This is a genomic window from Algibacter sp. (assembly GCF_029245835.1).
Classification (GTDB): domain Bacteria; phylum Bacteroidota; class Bacteroidia; order Flavobacteriales; family Flavobacteriaceae; genus Algibacter_B.
Genome location: NZ_JAQWOO010000014.1, coordinates 14633 through 32975 on the forward strand (window position 1 = coordinate 14633; position 18343 = coordinate 32975).

Annotated in this window: 14 protein-coding genes and 1 pseudogene; 8 read left to right on the forward strand and 7 right to left on the reverse strand. The window is 33.6% G+C overall.

Translation table 11 applies throughout. The features are described from left to right. The first annotated feature begins 7 nt into the window (after window positions 1-7). From P8K68_RS01810 to P8K68_RS01820, 3 genes are all read left to right on the forward strand, one after another. Window positions 8-1642: a G-D-S-L family lipolytic protein gene (locus tag P8K68_RS01810; protein WP_300247604.1), complete on the forward strand. Its 1635-nt coding sequence runs from the start codon at window positions 8-10 to the stop codon at window positions 1640-1642. A gap of 166 nt (window positions 1643-1808) precedes the next feature. After that, window positions 1809-3317: a F0F1 ATP synthase subunit beta gene (gene atpD, locus P8K68_RS01815; RefSeq protein WP_300247606.1), complete on the forward strand. Its 1509-nt coding sequence runs from the start codon at window positions 1809-1811 to the stop codon at window positions 3315-3317. 104 nt (window positions 3318-3421) lie between these two features. After that, entirely contained in the window at window positions 3422-3700 is a 279-nt protein-coding gene (locus tag P8K68_RS01820) for a F0F1 ATP synthase subunit epsilon (protein WP_300247608.1), read from the forward strand. A gap of 58 nt (window positions 3701-3758) precedes the next feature. On the opposite strand, the gene P8K68_RS01825 is transcribed toward P8K68_RS01820, so the two are convergent. The 4 genes and pseudogenes from P8K68_RS01825 to P8K68_RS01840 all read right to left on the reverse strand — a co-directional run. Further along, on the reverse strand, window positions 3759-5489 hold the full coding sequence (locus P8K68_RS01825; protein WP_300247610.1) for a sodium:solute symporter family protein: 1731 nt from the start codon (window positions 5487-5489) through the stop codon (window positions 3759-3761). Between the two features lie 272 nt (window positions 5490-5761). Then, complete coding sequence (gene umuD, locus P8K68_RS01830; protein ID WP_300247612.1) at window positions 5762-6202, reverse strand: translesion error-prone DNA polymerase V autoproteolytic subunit; 441 nt, start codon at window positions 6200-6202, stop codon at window positions 5762-5764. Window positions 6203-6405: 203 nt separating this feature from the next. Next, window positions 6406-6864: a DUF3157 family protein gene (locus P8K68_RS01835; RefSeq protein WP_300247614.1), complete on the reverse strand. Its 459-nt coding sequence runs from the start codon at window positions 6862-6864 to the stop codon at window positions 6406-6408. 42 nt (window positions 6865-6906) lie between these two features. Then, window positions 6907-6984 (reverse strand): annotated as a pseudogene (locus tag P8K68_RS01840) (helix-turn-helix domain-containing protein); the annotation flags it as partial. Window positions 6985-7043: 59 nt separating this feature from the next. Here P8K68_RS01840 and P8K68_RS01845 point away from each other — a divergent pair. After that, window positions 7044-7481, forward strand: a complete 438-nt coding sequence (locus tag P8K68_RS01845) for a DUF2007 domain-containing protein (RefSeq protein WP_300247616.1) — start codon at window positions 7044-7046, stop codon at window positions 7479-7481. A 49-nt stretch (window positions 7482-7530) separates the two neighbouring features. On the opposite strand, the gene P8K68_RS01850 is transcribed toward P8K68_RS01845, so the two are convergent. Further along, the gene (locus P8K68_RS01850) at window positions 7531-9021 is read right to left on the reverse strand and encodes a PLP-dependent aminotransferase family protein (protein WP_300247618.1); all 1491 of its coding nucleotides are present in this window, start codon (window positions 9019-9021) and stop codon (window positions 7531-7533) included. 72 nt (window positions 9022-9093) lie between these two features. Here P8K68_RS01850 and P8K68_RS01855 point away from each other — a divergent pair, with 72 nt between their 5' ends. From P8K68_RS01855 to P8K68_RS01865, 3 genes are all read left to right on the forward strand, one after another. Further along, window positions 9094-10917 (forward strand): TonB-dependent receptor, encoded by a 1824-nt coding sequence (locus tag P8K68_RS01855; RefSeq protein WP_300247620.1) that lies wholly within the window; start codon window positions 9094-9096, stop codon window positions 10915-10917. A gap of 342 nt (window positions 10918-11259) precedes the next feature. Further along, a complete protein-coding gene (locus P8K68_RS01860) occupies window positions 11260-12120 on the forward strand; it encodes a cupin-like domain-containing protein (RefSeq protein WP_300247622.1) in 861 nt (286 codons plus the stop codon). A 105-nt stretch (window positions 12121-12225) separates the two neighbouring features. Beyond that, window positions 12226-12738: a DUF6646 family protein gene (locus P8K68_RS01865; protein ID WP_300247623.1), complete on the forward strand. Its 513-nt coding sequence runs from the start codon at window positions 12226-12228 to the stop codon at window positions 12736-12738. A gap of 62 nt (window positions 12739-12800) precedes the next feature. On the opposite strand, the gene P8K68_RS01870 is transcribed toward P8K68_RS01865, so the two are convergent. Further along, window positions 12801-13274 carry a regulatory protein RecX gene (locus tag P8K68_RS01870; RefSeq protein WP_300247625.1) on the reverse strand — a complete coding sequence of 158 codons (474 nt, stop codon included), beginning with the start codon at window positions 13272-13274 and terminating at the stop codon, window positions 12801-12803. Window positions 13275-13385: 111 nt separating this feature from the next. On the opposite strand from P8K68_RS01870, the gene P8K68_RS01875 reads away from it, so the two are divergent. Continuing rightward, window positions 13386-15842 (forward strand): T9SS type A sorting domain-containing protein, encoded by a 2457-nt coding sequence (locus P8K68_RS01875; protein WP_300247627.1) that lies wholly within the window; start codon window positions 13386-13388, stop codon window positions 15840-15842. 88 nt (window positions 15843-15930) lie between these two features. On the opposite strand, the gene P8K68_RS01880 is transcribed toward P8K68_RS01875, so the two are convergent. Further along, entirely contained in the window at window positions 15931-18342 is a 2412-nt protein-coding gene (locus P8K68_RS01880) for a TonB-dependent receptor (RefSeq protein WP_300247629.1), read from the reverse strand. Window position 18343 lies beyond the last annotated feature (1 nt).

The following is an 18343-nucleotide window of genomic DNA, read 5'->3' on the forward strand; positions in this document are numbered from 1 at the left end:
TAAAATTATGAAATATAAATATATATGGCTTTTCACGCTTTTAGTTGGTTTTTTATCATGTGAAGAAATAGAAAGCCCAATACCAGAAGCCGTTTTACTTCCAGAATTAACTACGGGTTCAGTAGATTTTTCTAATTACGTAGCAGTAGGAGCATCTTTCACTGCTGGATTTACAGATGGTGGTTTGTTTATAGCATCACAACAAAATTCCTTTCCAAACATTTTAGCAAAAGAGTTTGCAAAAGTTGGAGGAGGCGAATTTAAACAACCATTAATGGCAGATAATACAGGAGGTATTTTAGTTGGTGGTAATGTTGCTAGAGGTTATAGGTTTACCTTTAATAGTGAAACTAGCACCCCTCAATCCTTAGATACTTTTTTAACAGGATTAGGCGCATCTGTACCACCTATTACAACAGAGGCAGGGATTAGCCTTGGTAGTGATTTTAATAATTTTGGAATTCCAGGAGCAAAGAGCTGGCACTTATTAGCTCCAGGATATGCCGGTGCGAATCCATATTATGCAAGAATAGCATCTGGTCCAACAGCAACAGTAGTAGGCGATGCCATAGCACAAAACCCAACATTTTTTACCTTATCAGAAGTTGGAGGAAATGATGTTTTGGGATATGCGCTTTCTGGTGGAGATGGCACAGATATTATAACGCCTGTTGCTGGACCTCCAGGAGTTGGTTTCAATGAATCATTTGGTGCTTTAGTAAATACCTTAACTTCCAATGGTGCAAAAGGCGTCGTAACCAATGTACCATATGTTAAAGATTTACCGCACTTTACCACAGTACCCTTCAAACCATTAAGTCCAGCAAATCCAGATTTTGTAGATCAAATACCTACACTGAACGGTATTTTTGGTCAATTAAATCAAGTATTCGCCTTTTTAGAAAGTCAGGGAATCCCTAATGCCACTGAACGTCAAATCGTTTTTAGTCAAACTGAAGCAAGTGCCGTTGTGATTCACGATGAAAGCTTAGCTAATTTATCCACTAATATAGCTGATGTACTAAAATTAAGCCCAACATTCCCAGCCTTTGTTGAAGCTCTTGGCCTTCCAGCTGAGGTGGCTCCCGTAGTGGCTGATTTATTTGGATTTGTATATGGACAAGCCAGACAAGCCAATGAAAACGATTTACTTGTTTTACCAAGTAGTGCAGTAATTGGAACAGTTAACACAAACTCTGTAGCTTTTTTAATGTCTCAAGGCGTACCACAACAATTAGCTGGTCAATTTTCTGCAGAAGGCATTACATTTCCTTTAGAAGACAAATGGGTGTTATTACCTAGCGAACAGGACGATATTAAGATAGCAACAGACGCTTATAATGTAACTATTGCCTCTATAGCAAGCAGCAATGACAATGTGGCTTTAGTAGACCTTAATTCTATACTAACTGAAGCCTCGACGATGGGTATTGATTTTGACGGCTTTAATTTAAGTACAGATTTAGTTACCGGTGGCACAGTAAGTTTGGATGGTTTTCATCTTACCGCTAGAGGTTATGCTTTTATGGCTAACAAATTCTTAGAAGCTATAGATACTTCTTTTGGAACAAACTTTATTGCATCTGGAAATGTTGCTAAAGCAAGTAGTTATCCAACTTTCTATTCCCCACTATTACAATAAAATAAACTCAAAATAAAATATTAAAAACACCTTCAATTTGGAGGTGTTTTTTTATTGTAAAAAACCTATAAAAACAACTTTCATTTTAAATTAAAAAATATATCTTTGCACGCGAAAACTTCAAATGTTTTCAGAATTAAAACGCATAATATTAAACATATAAGTAATGTCTAAAGTTACAGGTAAAGTTTCACAAATAGTAGGACCAGTTATCGATGTTGAATTCGCTGCTGGCTCAGAGCTCCCAAAAATTTACGATTCATTAGAAATTAAGAAAGCAGATGGTTCTCTTTTAGTGCTAGAAGTACAATCTCATATTGGAGAAGATACAGTTCGTACTATTGCCATGGATTCATCTGACGGTTTAAGTAGAGGAACTGAGGTTTTTGCTACAGGTGCTCCTATCCAAATGCCAATTGGTGATGATGTTTACGGACGTTTGTTTAATGTAATTGGCGATGCAATTGATGGTCTTGGAGATTTACCTAAAGCTGGGAAAGCTGGATTACCAATTCACCGTCAAGCACCTAAATTTGAAGATTTATCAACTTCTACTGAAGTTTTATTTACGGGTATTAAAGTTATCGATTTAATTGAGCCTTATGCAAAAGGTGGTAAAATTGGTTTATTTGGTGGTGCTGGTGTTGGTAAAACGGTATTAATACAGGAGTTGATTAATAATATAGCAAAAGGTCACGGTGGTTTATCAGTATTTGCTGGTGTAGGTGAAAGAACTCGTGAAGGGAATGACCTTTTAAGAGAAATGTTAGAATCTGGAATTATACGTTATGGTGATGATTTTATGCATTCTATGGAAGATGGCGGATGGGATTTATCTAAAGTTGATAAATCAAAAATGAAAGAATCAAAAGCAACGTTTGTATTCGGACAAATGAATGAGCCTCCTGGAGCACGTGCACGAGTTGCATTATCTGGTTTAACTATAGCAGAATATTTCCGTGATGGTGCTGGTGAAGGACAAGGAAAAGATGTACTGTTTTTCGTAGATAACATTTTCCGTTTTACACAAGCTGGATCTGAGGTATCTGCATTATTGGGTCGTATGCCTTCTGCGGTAGGTTACCAACCAACATTAGCAACAGAAATGGGTGCTATGCAAGAGCGTATTACCTCAACTAAAAGAGGCTCTATTACATCTGTACAAGCGGTTTATGTTCCTGCGGATGATTTAACAGATCCTGCACCGGCTACAACTTTTGCTCACTTAGATGCAACAACCGTATTATCTCGTAAAATTGCTGAGTTAGGTATCTATCCTGCGGTAGACCCATTAGATTCTACTTCTAGAATTTTAACTGCTGATATTTTAGGTTCAGATCACTACAATTGTGCACAACGTGTAAAAGAGTTGTTACAACGTTATAAAGAATTACAAGATATTATTGCTATCCTTGGTATGGAAGAATTATCTGAAGAAGATAAATTGGCTGTAGGTAGAGCAAGACGTGTACAACGTTTCTTATCTCAACCTTTTCACGTAGCAGAACAATTTACTGGTATTCCTGGTGTATTAGTTGATATTAAAGAAACTATCAAAGGGTTTAATATGATTATGGATGGTGAATTAGATCGCTTACCAGAAGCTGCGTTTAACCTTAAAGGAACTATTGAAGAAGCTATTGAAGCTGGAGATAAAATGCTTGCCGAGGCATAAGCCTAAAGCAACTGCTGAATTTATTTTAGCATCTTTTAAATTGAACATCGAATAAAATTATAAAGACCCTGAACTAAATTCAGGGTAGTTAAACAAGTTTAACTATGTATTTAGAAATAGTATCACCTGAAGCAACCCTATTTAACGGAGAAGTAACTAGTATTGTGGTTCCTGGAACTCATGGTGATTTTGAACTGTTAAATAATCACGCCCCTATTGTTTCTATTTTGAAAGAAGGTGTTGTAAAAATCTCTGGAAACATTCAATTAACTGAAGACGTAGAAGATAAATTTACAAAAGGTGAAAACGGCAGAACATTATTAAAAATAAATTCTGGAACTCTAGAAATGAAAGATAATAAGGTTATTGTCTTAGCAGATTAAGAATTTCATTTTCTGTCTTTAAGAATATTTAAAACGCGAAGCCATGCTTCGCGTTTTTTTATGCAATTTTCTTCCAATTGTTAATTAATAATAAACAACATATAACTGCCAAAACTGTAAGCCCTAAAGCAAGCATTGTTTTCCCATAAATAAAATACCCTGTTGCAAACAAAACACTATATGTGCCTATTACCCCTAAAAAGAAGGCTAGAATTTTGTAACCAATATTTTTAAATTTACTTTCATTACCGTAAACTAAGTGTTCAAATTTCTCAAGAGTTTCTGAGTCACTTTGTTTTGTTAAAAGCGTGACAATAATCCAGCCAACAGTAGTTACAACAACCCCAAAAACTAATTGCATATAACCTTCTAATTGAAACCAAGGCGTGTCTAATTTTCCATTAATAAAAAAGATAACGGCTATTATAAATGAAATAACCATAGCCGCGATTTCGCTATATGGGTTTATACGTTTCCAAAACCAACGCATAATAAATAACAATCCTGTTCCTGCTCCTATTTGAAGTAATAAATCAAAGACATCTTTCGCAGATTTTATATAAAATGAAAATAGCGCAGCACAAATCATTAGTAAAACCGTTGAGATTCTACCCATACTAACTTTTTGTTTTTCTGAAGCTGTTTTATTGATGAAGCGTCCATAAAAATCATTAACAATATAAGAGCTTCCCCAGTTTAATTGCGTTGAAATCGTACTCATAAACGCCGCAATTAAGGATGTTAAAACAATTCCTATTAATCCTGCTGGCAAATACGTCATCATAGCCGCATAAGCTACGTCATGCCCTTGCATGTCTTCATTTAAGTTTGGAAATGCCGTATTGATACTCTCTAAACTTGGAAAAATAACTAATGATGCTAAACCAACTACAATCCATGGCCATGGACGAAGCGCATAATGTGCAAAGTTGAAAAATAAGGTTGCCCAAGTGGCATTTTTTTCATCTTTTGCGGCAAGCATCCGTTGCGCGATATAACCGCCACCTCCTGGTTCTGCACCCGGATACCAAGTGCTCCACCATTGTACAGCAAACGGAATTATAAATAATGTAATTAAAGCTTCAGAATTTGAAAAGTCAGGAAGAATATTTAATTTTCCTGCTACATTTTCGTGCGTTAATAAGTTTTGCATTCCACCAATTTCTGGAAGATTTACAATATATACAGTGGCCCAAACCGAACCTACCATAGCAATTATAAATTGCAAAAAATCGGTAATTAAAACACCTTTTAAACCACCTAAAGAGGAATAAATTACCACAACTATTGATGAATATAATAAAGCTTCTTGTTGAGAAATACCTAACAAAATATTTGCGATTTTAGCGCCAGCTAAACACACTCCTGCCATGGTAATAATATTGAAAATAACACCTAAATAAATAGCGCGAAAACCTCTTAAAAAACTCGCCGACTTCCCAGAATAGCGTAATTCATAAAATTCTAAATCCGTTGAAATGCCAGATTTTCTCCAAAGTTTAGCATAAAAAAATACGGTAAGCATACCTGTTAGTAACATAGCCCACCAAACCCAATTACCTGATACCCCATTTTTTCTAACCAATTCGGTTACTAAGCCAGGAGTATCGGCCGCAAATGTTGTTGCCACCATAGACACTCCTAATAACCACCAAGGCATATTACGCCCTGAAAGAAAAAATTCTGCTGAACTTTTACCTGCTTGCTTAGACACCCAAACGCCAATAAACAGTGTGATTATAAAAAAAGTAATGATGATACCAATATCTAAACCTGATAAGTTTACCATGAAAATAATTTTAGTTGATTAATTTATAAATCCCATGTTAGAATATTCCAATCTTGATTCTTAAAACGGCATGAATATAATGTTTTAAATCCGATTGCTAATTGTGCACTTACAGATTGTATGTTTGCTTTATTTTCATCGGTAATATAGCATCGTATTATGTGTTTCTATTTCTGAAATTGGAGTTGGACTATGTTTATGTTGAAATTCTAGAATTTGATATAATTCTTAATCAATAATATTTTTTTGTAAATGATTTACACTCTGAATACCTATACCTTTTTAATCACATTGGTTACAATACCCCAGATAACAAAATTATTATGTTCGGTTATTTTTATAATAGGGTAATTAGGATTTTCTGGTTTTAGCCAAATGCCTTCGTTATCAACTTTTAAACGTTTTACAGTAAACTCACCATCTAAAAAGCAAACCGCTATTTTATTATGTGATGGTTCTAAACTTCTATCGATAACCAATAAATCATTATCATCTAATCCCGCACCAATCATAGATTGCCCACTAACACGAGCATAAAAAGTGGCTTCTTTATTTTTTATAAGTTCCTTATCAAGGGATAGTTTTTGCTCGTTAAAATCTTCTGCTGGAGAAGGGATTCCTGCAGAAATTCCAGTATCAAAAAAAAGAGCACCTAAACTGTTTGAAGCTTTTGGAGTAAAAAAGGTAAGGTTATTAGATTTATGTAATATCATGGACATTATTTAATATATTGGCATTTTAGAAGGCTAGGGATTGCTTCGCAAATCGCTATGCTTTTGGCAACCTACCTTTCGGCAGGAGGACGCCCAAAAAAAATTATTTTCTGTTCTTAAATTTAATTAAAATTTCTGGTAATTTTGGTTTATTTAATAATATTAATGCGATAAAAATTCTTGGTTTTATAGAATTGGGTATTTTAAAAAAACTTCTGTTTTTTAATTATGACGTTTCCAATACGTTTATAAATAACTTCCTCCCCTTTAACACAAAAATGATATACAGCCTTGGACTTAATTTCTGAAATCTCAAATAGTGTAACATCGCTTACATCACAATTGTATTCTTTAGCGACTTTCTTTTTTACGTGGCTCATTGTGGCCCGCCCTTTTTTAAGCTGTGATTGAATTTTTTTATCCAAACTAGGTTCTACAAAATCTTCTGGCAAATTGCAATTTGTAGTTTCTTTTGGCATTGGGTTATTGGCAACTGTAGGCTTTGGAGTACTAGAAACAGCTTGAGGAGCATCAATATACTCCCAAGTAAAATCTGCTTTTAATAGCACGCGCCTTCCATCATCTGTTTTTACTATATGATTATTTTGTGCTACCGAAATTAAAGATATAAGAAATACTAAAAGGAAGAAATATGTTTTCATTTTGACTATTATTGGGTTGAAAAGTTTATCAAAAATACAATTTTAATCCTCAACATATTCTAAAATATCAGCAGGTTGACAATCCAAAGCTTTACAAATAGCCTCTAGAGTTGAAAATCGAAAAACAATAATTATTTCTAAAAACATATTAACTATATTTACTAGACCATTAATAGGATATGGCAGAAACCTTTACCACAATTGCAAAATTTCAATATTCTAGCGAAGCACAAATAATAAAAGGCCGCTTAGAAGCTGATGGTATTCAAGTTTTCCTTGCAGATAATTTAACTATTGATACCGATCCATTAGTAAGTAATGCTATTGGTGGCGTGAAACTTAAAGTACTAACTGAAGATACTTTAAAGGCCAAACACATTTTAGATGGTATAGCAAAATACTCTAAAGATGACGAAGGCAAACCAATAGTCTGCCCTAATTGCAATAAACAAGAAATTGAACTTTTTTCTACAATAACCAATTTAAAATCTCTTTTCGCTTTTATTGTTGCATTAATAACTAGTGTTTTAACCTTCGGCTCTATTTTACCTATTTACTCTAAACACAAATACAGGTGTAATAATTGCAAAACAGAGTTTGATATAGAAAATCAATAAATTTAGTTTCACGAGCAATTTAAAATTGAAATTTATGCTTCAATATGGTCTAAAATACTACATTGTAAGCATTTTTTAATTTCTTAACCACAACCTCTATTTCTTCTTCATTTAAATATCCAAATCCAAAACGAATAGCACATGTATTTCTATCTTGATAGAGTATAGTTTTTGGAAGATACAAATCGTTTTTTTCGGCTTCTTCAGCTAATTTAACCAATGAAATTTTAGGTTCAAATTGCAGCCATATGGCTAATCCGCCCGATGGTAATTTCCATGTTATAGCATCTCCAAAACAGGATTCCAAACACTGGCACAGATAATCACGCCTTTGTTTATAAATGATGCTATTTTTTTTCATGAAGCGGGATATTTCACCTTCAGAAATTAACTCAGAAAGCATCTGTTCTTGTATGATATCGCCTTGTTTATCTAGCAATTGCAAATAGTTTTTTGCTTCAGAAACTAAATTCTCTGGTGCTACTACAAATCCTGTTTGAAAACTTGGAAATAGAGATTGCCCTAGTTTTCCTAAATAAATAACCATACCATTACCATCCGCACTTGCCATTGGTAACATGGCTGAACCTTCGAACTGAAAATCGTAATCGTAATCGTCTTCAATAATAGCAAATTGAAATGCTTTGGCTAATTCTAACAATTTTAAGCGTCGTTCTGCACTTAAAGTTGTAGTTGTTGGATAATGCCTATGGGCACATACATACACACAACGAATACTTCCCTTAACAAAATGGGTCTTAATATAGTCTACATCTAAACCTTGGTCATCTACTGGGATGGTTTTAATAGCAGCACCAGCTTGCTGAAAAATCATATTTGACGCATAGTTACTTAAATGTCCTACCAAAACAACATCGTTCTGCTTTATTAAAAGTTGCGAAACAATATATAAACTCATTTCGGTACTTCGCGTACTTATTAAGTTAATTGGTTTGATATGAAATCCTCTTGTAGCATTTAAATAATTACAAAGTTGCGTTTCATAAACCGAGTTAGAGAATTGTGTGGTTTCATTCCATTTTTTAACTAAAGGTTTCCGCTTCATAACCGCACTATACCATCTTGAAAATTGATGCACGGGATGCAACCTTAAATCGGGATTTCCATCATTAACACGATACTTAGCGGTTGTTACTTGCACTGTAGAAGACAAATTAAATGACGGTTGAAACGGAAAACCTGTGTTTTTAGAATAGTCGTACACCTTATCTATCTGTTGCGCAGTGGCTTTAATTTTAGCTGTTGGTTGCTCTGGCACTAAAACAAATGTGCCTTTATTTGGAATTATTTCTACCCAGCCTTGGGATGCTAACTCGTCATAAACGGCAACCACTGTATTTCTATGAATTTTTAATAGTTGACTTAAAACTCGTGTTCCAGGAAGTACTAAACCTTTTGATATATAACCACGTTGAATCGCATTTATAATTTGTTGCGCTATTTGAATATAAATAGCTTGTGCACTAGATTTATCAAAATGCACTAACTGTTTCAAAAGATCGCTAACCGGACTATTCATTGTTTTAAAACTGGACTATTATAATCGTCCGGAAAGTTACCACTTTTGCAGCGTTTTAAAAAAATCATTTTTATGAAGACTAGATTCACTTTAACCGTTTTATTATTATTTGCATTTATAATAGGATATGCACAAGAAAATCCTGTTAAAATGGATGCTTTGCAAGAAGTTATTATTAACTCAACTAGAATAGATTTACCATTTAAAGAAAACTCCAGAACTATTGACATTATATCCTCAGAAGATATAAAAAATAGCGCAACTACAAATGTTGCCGATTTATTACAGCAAGTTGCTGGAGTAGACATAAGACGTCGTGGAACTGCTGGAAGTCAAGCCGATGTATATATTCGAGGTGGTAGTTTTGACCAAACCTTACTACTTATTGATGGTATTAAAATGGACGACGCCCAAACGGGACACCATACTATGAATGCCGCATTACCTATTGAAGTTATTGAGCGTATTGAGATTATTAAAGGACCTGCTGCTCGTGTATTTGGGCAAAACGCTTTTACCGGCGCCATTAATATTGTAACTAAAAAACAGGTGAAAAACTCGGTTTCTACTAATTTAGAAACGGGTTCGTTTGGACAATTAAATGGCTCTGTTACTATAGGGTCAGAACTAGAAAACTCATCACACATTATCCATGTTGGGAAGTTAACTTCAGAGGGTTACAGGAACAATTCAGACTATAATAATTCAAATTACTTTATTAAAAGTGTGTTTAATAAAAAAGTACAAGCTGTTGAAATGATTGCGACGTTTTTTGATCGTAAATTTGGTGCTGAAAATTTCTACACCACAAATCCAGATTGGAACGAATATGAAGAAACTCAAAATAGCTTAATTGGTTTTACAACAACGTTTAAATCTGAAAAACTTAAAATAAGTCCTCGCGTGTATTGGAAACGCAACCAAGATATGTTTCTATTAAAACGAAATGAACCTAATTTTTTCAGGAACTTGCATATTACCGATAAAATGGGTGCTGAAGTAAATGCATCTTACAATTCTAAACTTGGTGTTACTGGTTTTGGTATAGATATTTCTAAAATTTATATACGAAGTAATAATTTAGGGAATAGAAATCGATTTATGACGAATCTTTTTTTAGAACATCAATTTAAATTATTTAATAACAGATTAGATATTACTCCGGGCGTTGCAGTAACGTATTTTTCAGACTTTAAATTTCATGCCTTTCCTGGTTTAGATATTGGCTACAGATTAAATGATTATTTCAAAATTTACGGAAACACAGGTTACACCTATCGTATTCCTACCTACACCGATTTATTTTATAGCGATCCTGGAACGATTGGAAACGAAAACCTAGACCCCGAAGAAGCCCTTTCTTTTGAAATTGGCGGGAAATATTTCTCACCAAAATTTACCGGATCTTTTGCGTTTTTCTATAGAGATGCTAATAAATTAATAGATTTTGTAAAAGAAAATGCTGCCGATCGTTTTATGGCTACCAACCTTCGCGATTTATATACCAAAGGGTTTGAAGTTAATACAAGCTATAATTTTAAAGTAAATAATTTAAACCAAAATCTGTCACTAGGTTACACCTTTATTGAAGATGAAGTGGGCGATTTAAACATCCCTTTTTCTAGGTATGCTATTAACTCATTAAAACACCATGTTACCTCTCGTTTAAGTACACAATTTAATAAACAAATAAACTTTAATATTATCTATAAACATGCTGAACGTACTGCAGGGCTTAGCTATAATGTTTGGGATACGTCTATAGCTGTAAAAGCCAAACAATTTGAGTTTACGCTTACTGCGGCCAATATTTTTGATGCAGACTATATTGAAACTGGATTTGTGCCTATGCCTCCTAGCAATATATTATTTGGGTTACGTTATGGTTTTAACTAAGGTTTATTTTGTTTAACCAAGTGACTATTCTAGGTTTCTAAACGAAAGGATTTTACAGTAGCAATTTTGTTTTCAATTTTCTCTAAACCTTTACAGATAGGTTCACAGACTTAGAACTGATGACTGCAAACTGCGGATTGACCCGCGTTAAGGCTTGCAGAGAAACATTTATGTTCATGAATTCAATGATATAATATAGAAAATCATGAATAAAAGCCCACAGCACGACAAAGGAGGTGCGAGGACTTGTAACGAAAAGCCAAACCCTTGTGGTAACGCCCAAAATACTATTTTAGTTCTAATATCGTTTTCTTAACTTTACGCACTTAAACTAAATAGACTTTGTCGTTAAACCTAAAGGATATTCCGCGCGTAAAAACGATTACTAAAACGGATTTTTTAAAACACTATTTTAAACCGCAAAAGCCTGTGGTTATTGAGTGCTTTATTGAAGATTGGCCGGCTTATAGCAAATGGAATTTAGACTACATGAAATCTATTGGTGGTGATTTGACAGTGCCACTTTATGATGACAGACCGGTAAATTACAAGGATGGGTTTAATGAGCCACATGCTAAAATGAAATTGCGTGATTATATTGATTTACTAAAACGTGAGCCTACCAAATACCGAATTTTTTTATGGAATGCCTTAAAAGAAATTCCCAATTTACAGAATGACTTTTCGTTTCCAGATTTTGGATTGCGCCTTATGAAAACAATGCCTATGTTGTTTTTTGGTGGACAAGATTCACATACGTTTATGCATTATGATATTGATTTGGCTAATATTTTTCATTTTCATTTTGAAGGTAAAAAACAATGCATTTTGTTTGACCAAAAGCAAAATGACTATCTGTATAAAATCCCGCATGCTTTAATAACTAGAGAAGATATTGATTTTAATAATCCTGATTTTAAAAAATGGCCTATGCTTAAAAAGGCTAAAGGTTACAAAACCCAGCTTAAACATGGTGAGGTTTTGTATATGCCCGAAGGCTATTGGCACTATATGCGTTATATAACTCCTGGTTTTTCTATGAGTTTACGTGCTATTGCAAGACATCCTAAAAATTTTGGAATGGCCATTTATAATATTTTTATTATGCGCAATTTTGATAATATTATGCGACGTTTAAAAGGGCAAAAATGGATTGAATGGAAAAATGAGCAAGCCATAAAAAAAACACATAGCCATTTATAAAACTTATATTCTCTTTAAAACAAAACCTAAGAGGTGTTTTTAAATAAACCTTTGATATTAAAAAACTTATAATATCTTTGCCGACTTAAATTTAAAACTCAAATCATGAAGAATTTTATTTTATTATTAACTATACTAAGTTTTTCGGCTGTAAATGCACAAGCTTATAAAGGGAAAGATGACAACAAATTTCAAGTAGGTGCTAATTTTCAAGAAAACGGTACTGGAATTAATGTGAGTTACGATTATGGTATTGGAGAGAATATTTCTATCGGAATATCTTCAACCTACCTTTTAGGGGTAAATGATGCTTTAACGAATAATCCTTTAATTGATGATGCCGACTTTGACAATCGTTTTGATATTAGAGCCCGTTTCAATGCTAACTTAGGTAACGTTATTAATGTTGATGACAATTTTGATGTATACCCTGGTTTAAGTTTAGGACTTAAAAATTTTGGTGGACATTTAGGAGCGCGTTACTTTTTTACAGAAGGTTTTGGTCTATATACCGAATTAAATGTGCCATTTGCTAAATACAAAACAGGTACATTAACAGCTGCTGAAACTTTGCACAATCAATTTACAATAAACTTAGGGGCTAGTTTTAACCTATAAGTTTATACTTGAAAATATTTAAAAAGCGGGTTAAATTTGCATTTAACCCGCTTTTTATGGTTTTACCCGAAAAGTTCCTTCGCTTTTTCGTACACTAAATGCGTTTCCCAGCCTCTATACAGCAGATAATCGATTAATTTCTGTCTTTTTTTATAGATGTTGGTTTCTGTAATCGAATTCGCCTTTTTTTCGGCTAAACTATTGAAAACCTCGTTGTATTCCGTAATTTCTATTTCTGCAAGTGCCTGATTTATATTAACTTTGCCTATGTCCTTTTTCTTTAATTCAAAAGTTAATCGACGTCGGCCCCAAGCCTTAATTCTAAACTTACCACTTACAAATGTTTTGGCAAAACGTTCTTCATTAAGAAAGTTATGTTCCAAAAGATGGACTATGATCACATCGATAGCCTCGGGTATCATGTGCATAGATTCTAACTTTTGTCGCACTTCTTTATGACAGCGCTCTTGATACGCACAATAATGCTCTAGTTTTCTAGTAGCTTCTTGTACGGTATATATTTTTTTTGTTTGCATGCGCTTCAAAAATAGCAATTGTTAGAAAGATATTAAGTAAAAAAAATTATAAAAAAACCAAATCCACTATACCAAGACTAGTCTAAAGTATAGCTATTAAACCTAACGATTATGAAAAAGATTACTTATTTAAAATCCCTCTCTTTTTTAATTACCGTCTTATCGGTGGTTTCTTTTAGTTTTGGGCAGACAAAAATCACTGAATTAACATTTGAAACTGCTGGCGGATATACAACTAGTATTCCTGAATTTACTGATGGAACTAGAGATTATTTTCTTAGAACCGATGGCTCTGATATAACTGGAGAAGCCTGGATTAATACTCAAGGGTCATATTATTTTGCAGCACAAGATATTGATGGTGCAGGAGCTTCTTTACCTGTTACTTTACTCATAAATAATATAAATATTAGTGGTTATACAAGTTTGGAGTTTAGAGTTCATTTAGCAGAAGCTGATGATGGAGCAAATCAAGATTGGGATAACCCTACGACTGGTGTAGATGATTATGTGCATATTAGTTATGATATAGATAACTCTTCATCATTCAATAATTTATTATGGATTGAACCGAATGGTACAGGGATTAATAATGAACCTTCCATTGACACTGATTTTGATGGCACTGGAGATGGCACTGCAATAACTGATACATTTACACAATTTACAGAAAATATTACTGGAACTGGCAGTTTATTAGATATAGAAATAGAATTTAGCCTTAATGCTGGAGATGAAGATATCGCCATTGATAATATTGAAATATGGGGGATACCTGCTCCTTGTCCAACTTCTGTAACATGGGATGGAACAGCCTGGATTGGTGGCACACCATCTTCAACTACTTTTGTAATAATTGATGGAAACTATACTGCTACAACAGCTAATAGTTTTTCTGCATGTAGTTTATATATTAATGAGGTTTCATCAAGCACTAGCAATCCTGTGATAGTAACAGTAGATAATGGAGGATTTATAGAAGTTGAAAACGACGTTACTGTTAATGGTACTTTAATAGTTGAAACTCAAGGAAACTTTGTGCAACGTGGTAATACGGGAACGTTTAACTTAAATACTGGACTTGGAGCAGTTGCTAGAGTAAACAAATCAACAGCAGCTAAATCTGCATGGTATTTCTATACGTATTGGAGTTCGCCAGTTATTGGTGAAACCATAGCAGATGCTTTTCCTAACGTAGATGGTGATAGACGTTTTTGGTTTAACGCGGCTAATTTTGTTGATGAGCATACGGTTGGTACCACCAACGGTATTCCAGATGATATTGATGACAATGGCGATGATTGGCAATACGCCTTAGGTGGAGACATTATGACTCCTGGTGTAGGATATGCTGCTACTGAGTCTCGATTATTTATTCCACCACCAGGCCCAGGTGGTGCTTCGGGTACTGCTTCGTTTGAAGGCCCTTTTAATACAAATGATATAGACGTTTCTATTTCGGAAAATGCTGCAAATGTGGCGGCAGGTTCTACAAGTTGGAATTTTATTGGTAACCCATATCCGTCTGCTATAGATTTTGATGCATTTCATGCTGCAAACTCTACGGTAGTTGGTGGCGCTGCTTATTTTTGGTCTCAAGTAAGTGCTCCTAATACTGCAAATGCAGGAAACGAAAACTTTAATTTTAATAAAAATGATTATGCTATTTATACTGTAGGATCTGGAAGTATAGTTGCTGGTGCAGGAGGCATTATACCAGATCAATATATTCCTTCTGGCCAAGGCTTTTTTATTGCTGGTATCGATAACAATACAGCAACTTTTACTAACGCCATGCGAATGGCAGATGACACAAGTAATAATCAATTTTTCAGAAATTCTAATTCAAAAAAGAAAACAAGTAACCCTAATACAAATAGATTGTGGGTAAATCTTACTACAGATAATGGTGTTTTTAGCCAAATATTATTAGCTTATGTTGATGGTGCTACTAACGGAAACGATGGTTTATCTTATGATGCCCCAAAAATAGTTAATCAAGATTTTGCTGCTATTTTGTATTCTTCAATGGATTCTGATAGTAAAAAATATGTTATTCAAGGTAAAAATATTGATAGTATTAATGAAGATGAAATAATCAATCTTGGATTTAGTTCAACCATTCAAACAACTACACAATACAACCTATCTATAGCTCAAATTGAAGGTGATTTTTTAACGAGTAATACCGTTTACTTGAAAGATAATTTACTTGGTACTTTGCATAATTTATCTGATTCTGACTATACTTTTACCTCTGAAGTTGGTGAATTTAACACCCGTTTTGAAATCGTATTTAACGCTAATGCTTTATCTACGGAAGATTTGGCTTTAGAAAATAACACTTTAAAAATTATTGAATTAGAAGATGATCGTGTTCAGTTTACAACGTCTAGTAACATAAAAGCGGTTAGAATATACGATTTATTAGGAAGACAATTATATAACTTTAAAGGTCAAAGTAATTCTGAAACTTATAAATTATCAAATTTAAGCAGTACTATTTATATCGCTAAAGTGGAGTTATTAAATGGCGCAACAATAACTAAAAAGGCTTTTAAAAAGTAAAACGTTATTGCGAACACGGTGAAGCAATCTCTAGATGTATAACTCCTATTTCACAGATTACTTCGTCGCTTTGCGCCTCGTAATGACGTTACAAACTATATTTTAAAGACAATATAAAATTTCTACCAGCTGCAGCGATACCGGAGGAATAGGTTTTATAGCGTTGGTCGGTGATATTTTCAAGACTTGCTGTTATTGCTATAGATTTATTAATCTCGTACTGTGTTCTAAAATTAAGAGTATACCAAGATGGACTGTATGGATTTCCATCACGATCTAAAGCATAGATATAATCCTTTTCAATTTCAGAGGGCGCTAATTGATTAAAAGATAAATCCCCATTATAATTAGCAAAAAAGTCTAATTTTAAATCATTTGTTGTCCAAAGTAAATGGGTATTGCCAAAATTTGGGGCCACATGCCTTATAGGCACTTCAATATACCCAGCTTCTTCTGTACCTCCTATTATTGAATACTGCGATGTTACATCAAGTTGTTTTGTAACAGTCATTTTTAAACCTACTTCAAAACCATAAATCCATGCTTTTGATGCATTTTGTATGGCTTGAACTTTACTTAACTCGCCATCATAAACAATTTGAGTATCACCATTTAAACTATAATCTCTTCTAACTAATGCATTATCTAAATACGTGTAATAGGAACTCATATCTAGAATTAATTTATCATTGAAGTTTAATTTTAAACCAAGTTCTCCACCATAAGCATATTCAGGTCTTAAATTAGTGTTTGGCACAACTACTGACCCTGGCTCAGAATCAAACACCTTACCAATATCATCAATATTAGGTGCTCTAAATGCTGAGGAAACATTAAACTTCCATTGGATTATTGGATTTGGTGTCCAGCTTATTCCTGCTGTACCTGTTAACGCTTCAGCTTCATGCTTTGATTTTTCAAATGGTAAATTTAAATACACATTATTTTCAGTAAAATCAGCCTCAGAAACCACATAGTTAAAACGTAAACCTGATTGAAATACAAACTTTAAATTTGGCTTATATTTAATACTAGAATATACCGCAGCTGACTGCCAACTTGCACCATTGGGGTATCTAGACACACTAGAAATCATAGTATTATTTGCTATATCTTCTTCTACACCACTAGATCTTACTTTATTATAAACGTACTCTACTCCATAGTAAAATTGTGTTTTAGGTGAAACTCTTTTTTCTAAGTCTAAATTAAAAGAATAGGCATCAACTTCTTCTTCATGAATATTTCTTATCGACGATTGAAAGTTTCTATCTCTTCTACTTTCCTTAAAATTTTGGTATCCTAAAGTGGTTTTAATTTTATTATACAAATTAGATTTACTACTGAGTTTTGTGAGTTGCAAATTTGACATAAACCATTGTTGCGGACCATAATGCCATTCGGCGGAACGTAACATATCATTCCTGTAACGAATTAAGCGGTCATATCTTGGAATATCTGATGTTGTTGTGTAATATAAACCTAAATCAAAACTTAAATCCTCATAAGGTTCATAATGCACTTTCTGCATGAGATTTAATTGATTGTATCCAGAAAATTTTTGAACCAAAGGATTATTGTTTTGTATAATCACATCGCCATTAGTTGTAGCTAGAGCAAATTCGGGCCTTAAATATTCATCAGGTCCGTGGCTTCCCATTCTTAAAGCATCAAAATCTGTATAACTTGCACTGGTTAAAAACGCCCATTTTTTATAACCCAAATTAAAATCAAAATGCCCTGTTTTTTCATGGCTTGCTGATGCATATCTTAGTATAGTATTCCCGCTAAACATCAAAGAATCTGTATAAGATAATTTTGGTTTTTGAGTATAAAAACTCATCACACCACCAATAGCATCACTCCCATATATTACAGAACCCGAGCCAAGAGTAACCTCTGTGTTTTGAATTGAAAAAGGATCAATAGAAATAACATTTTGAAGGTTTCCGCCTCTAAAAATCGCATTATTCATTCTTACACCATCAATAGTGATTAGCAATCTATTTGTTGAAAAACCTCTTATCATTGGGCTTCCACCTCCTAATTGACTCTTTTGAACATATACTTGACCTGTATTTTCTAATAAATCTGCACTAGTTTGAGGGTTTGAAAATTGAATACTATTAGCATCCATACTCACAATTTTCTGTGGAATATCTTTTCTATTTTGCTGGAATTTTGATGCAGAAATTACAATTTCTTCTAAACCTTGTGTATTAGAAACTAAGTAAACCTTATTTGATTTTCCAATAAGAGGTTTTATTAAAGATTTTAATACGTGTGATAAATGCTTAAAATAAATAACTTCAGTATCTGAAAACTTATTCAAATCTGCCTCACCTCTAAAATTTGTAACTACACTTTTTGACTTATCTACATTGTAAATAGCCACCCCAAAAATGGGTTCTTTAGTAATTTTATTAAGCACTTTTATATTTTGAGCATGGGAGAAGGTAGAGGCAAGTATAAAGAGGGAAAAGAGATAAAGCGCCTTCATG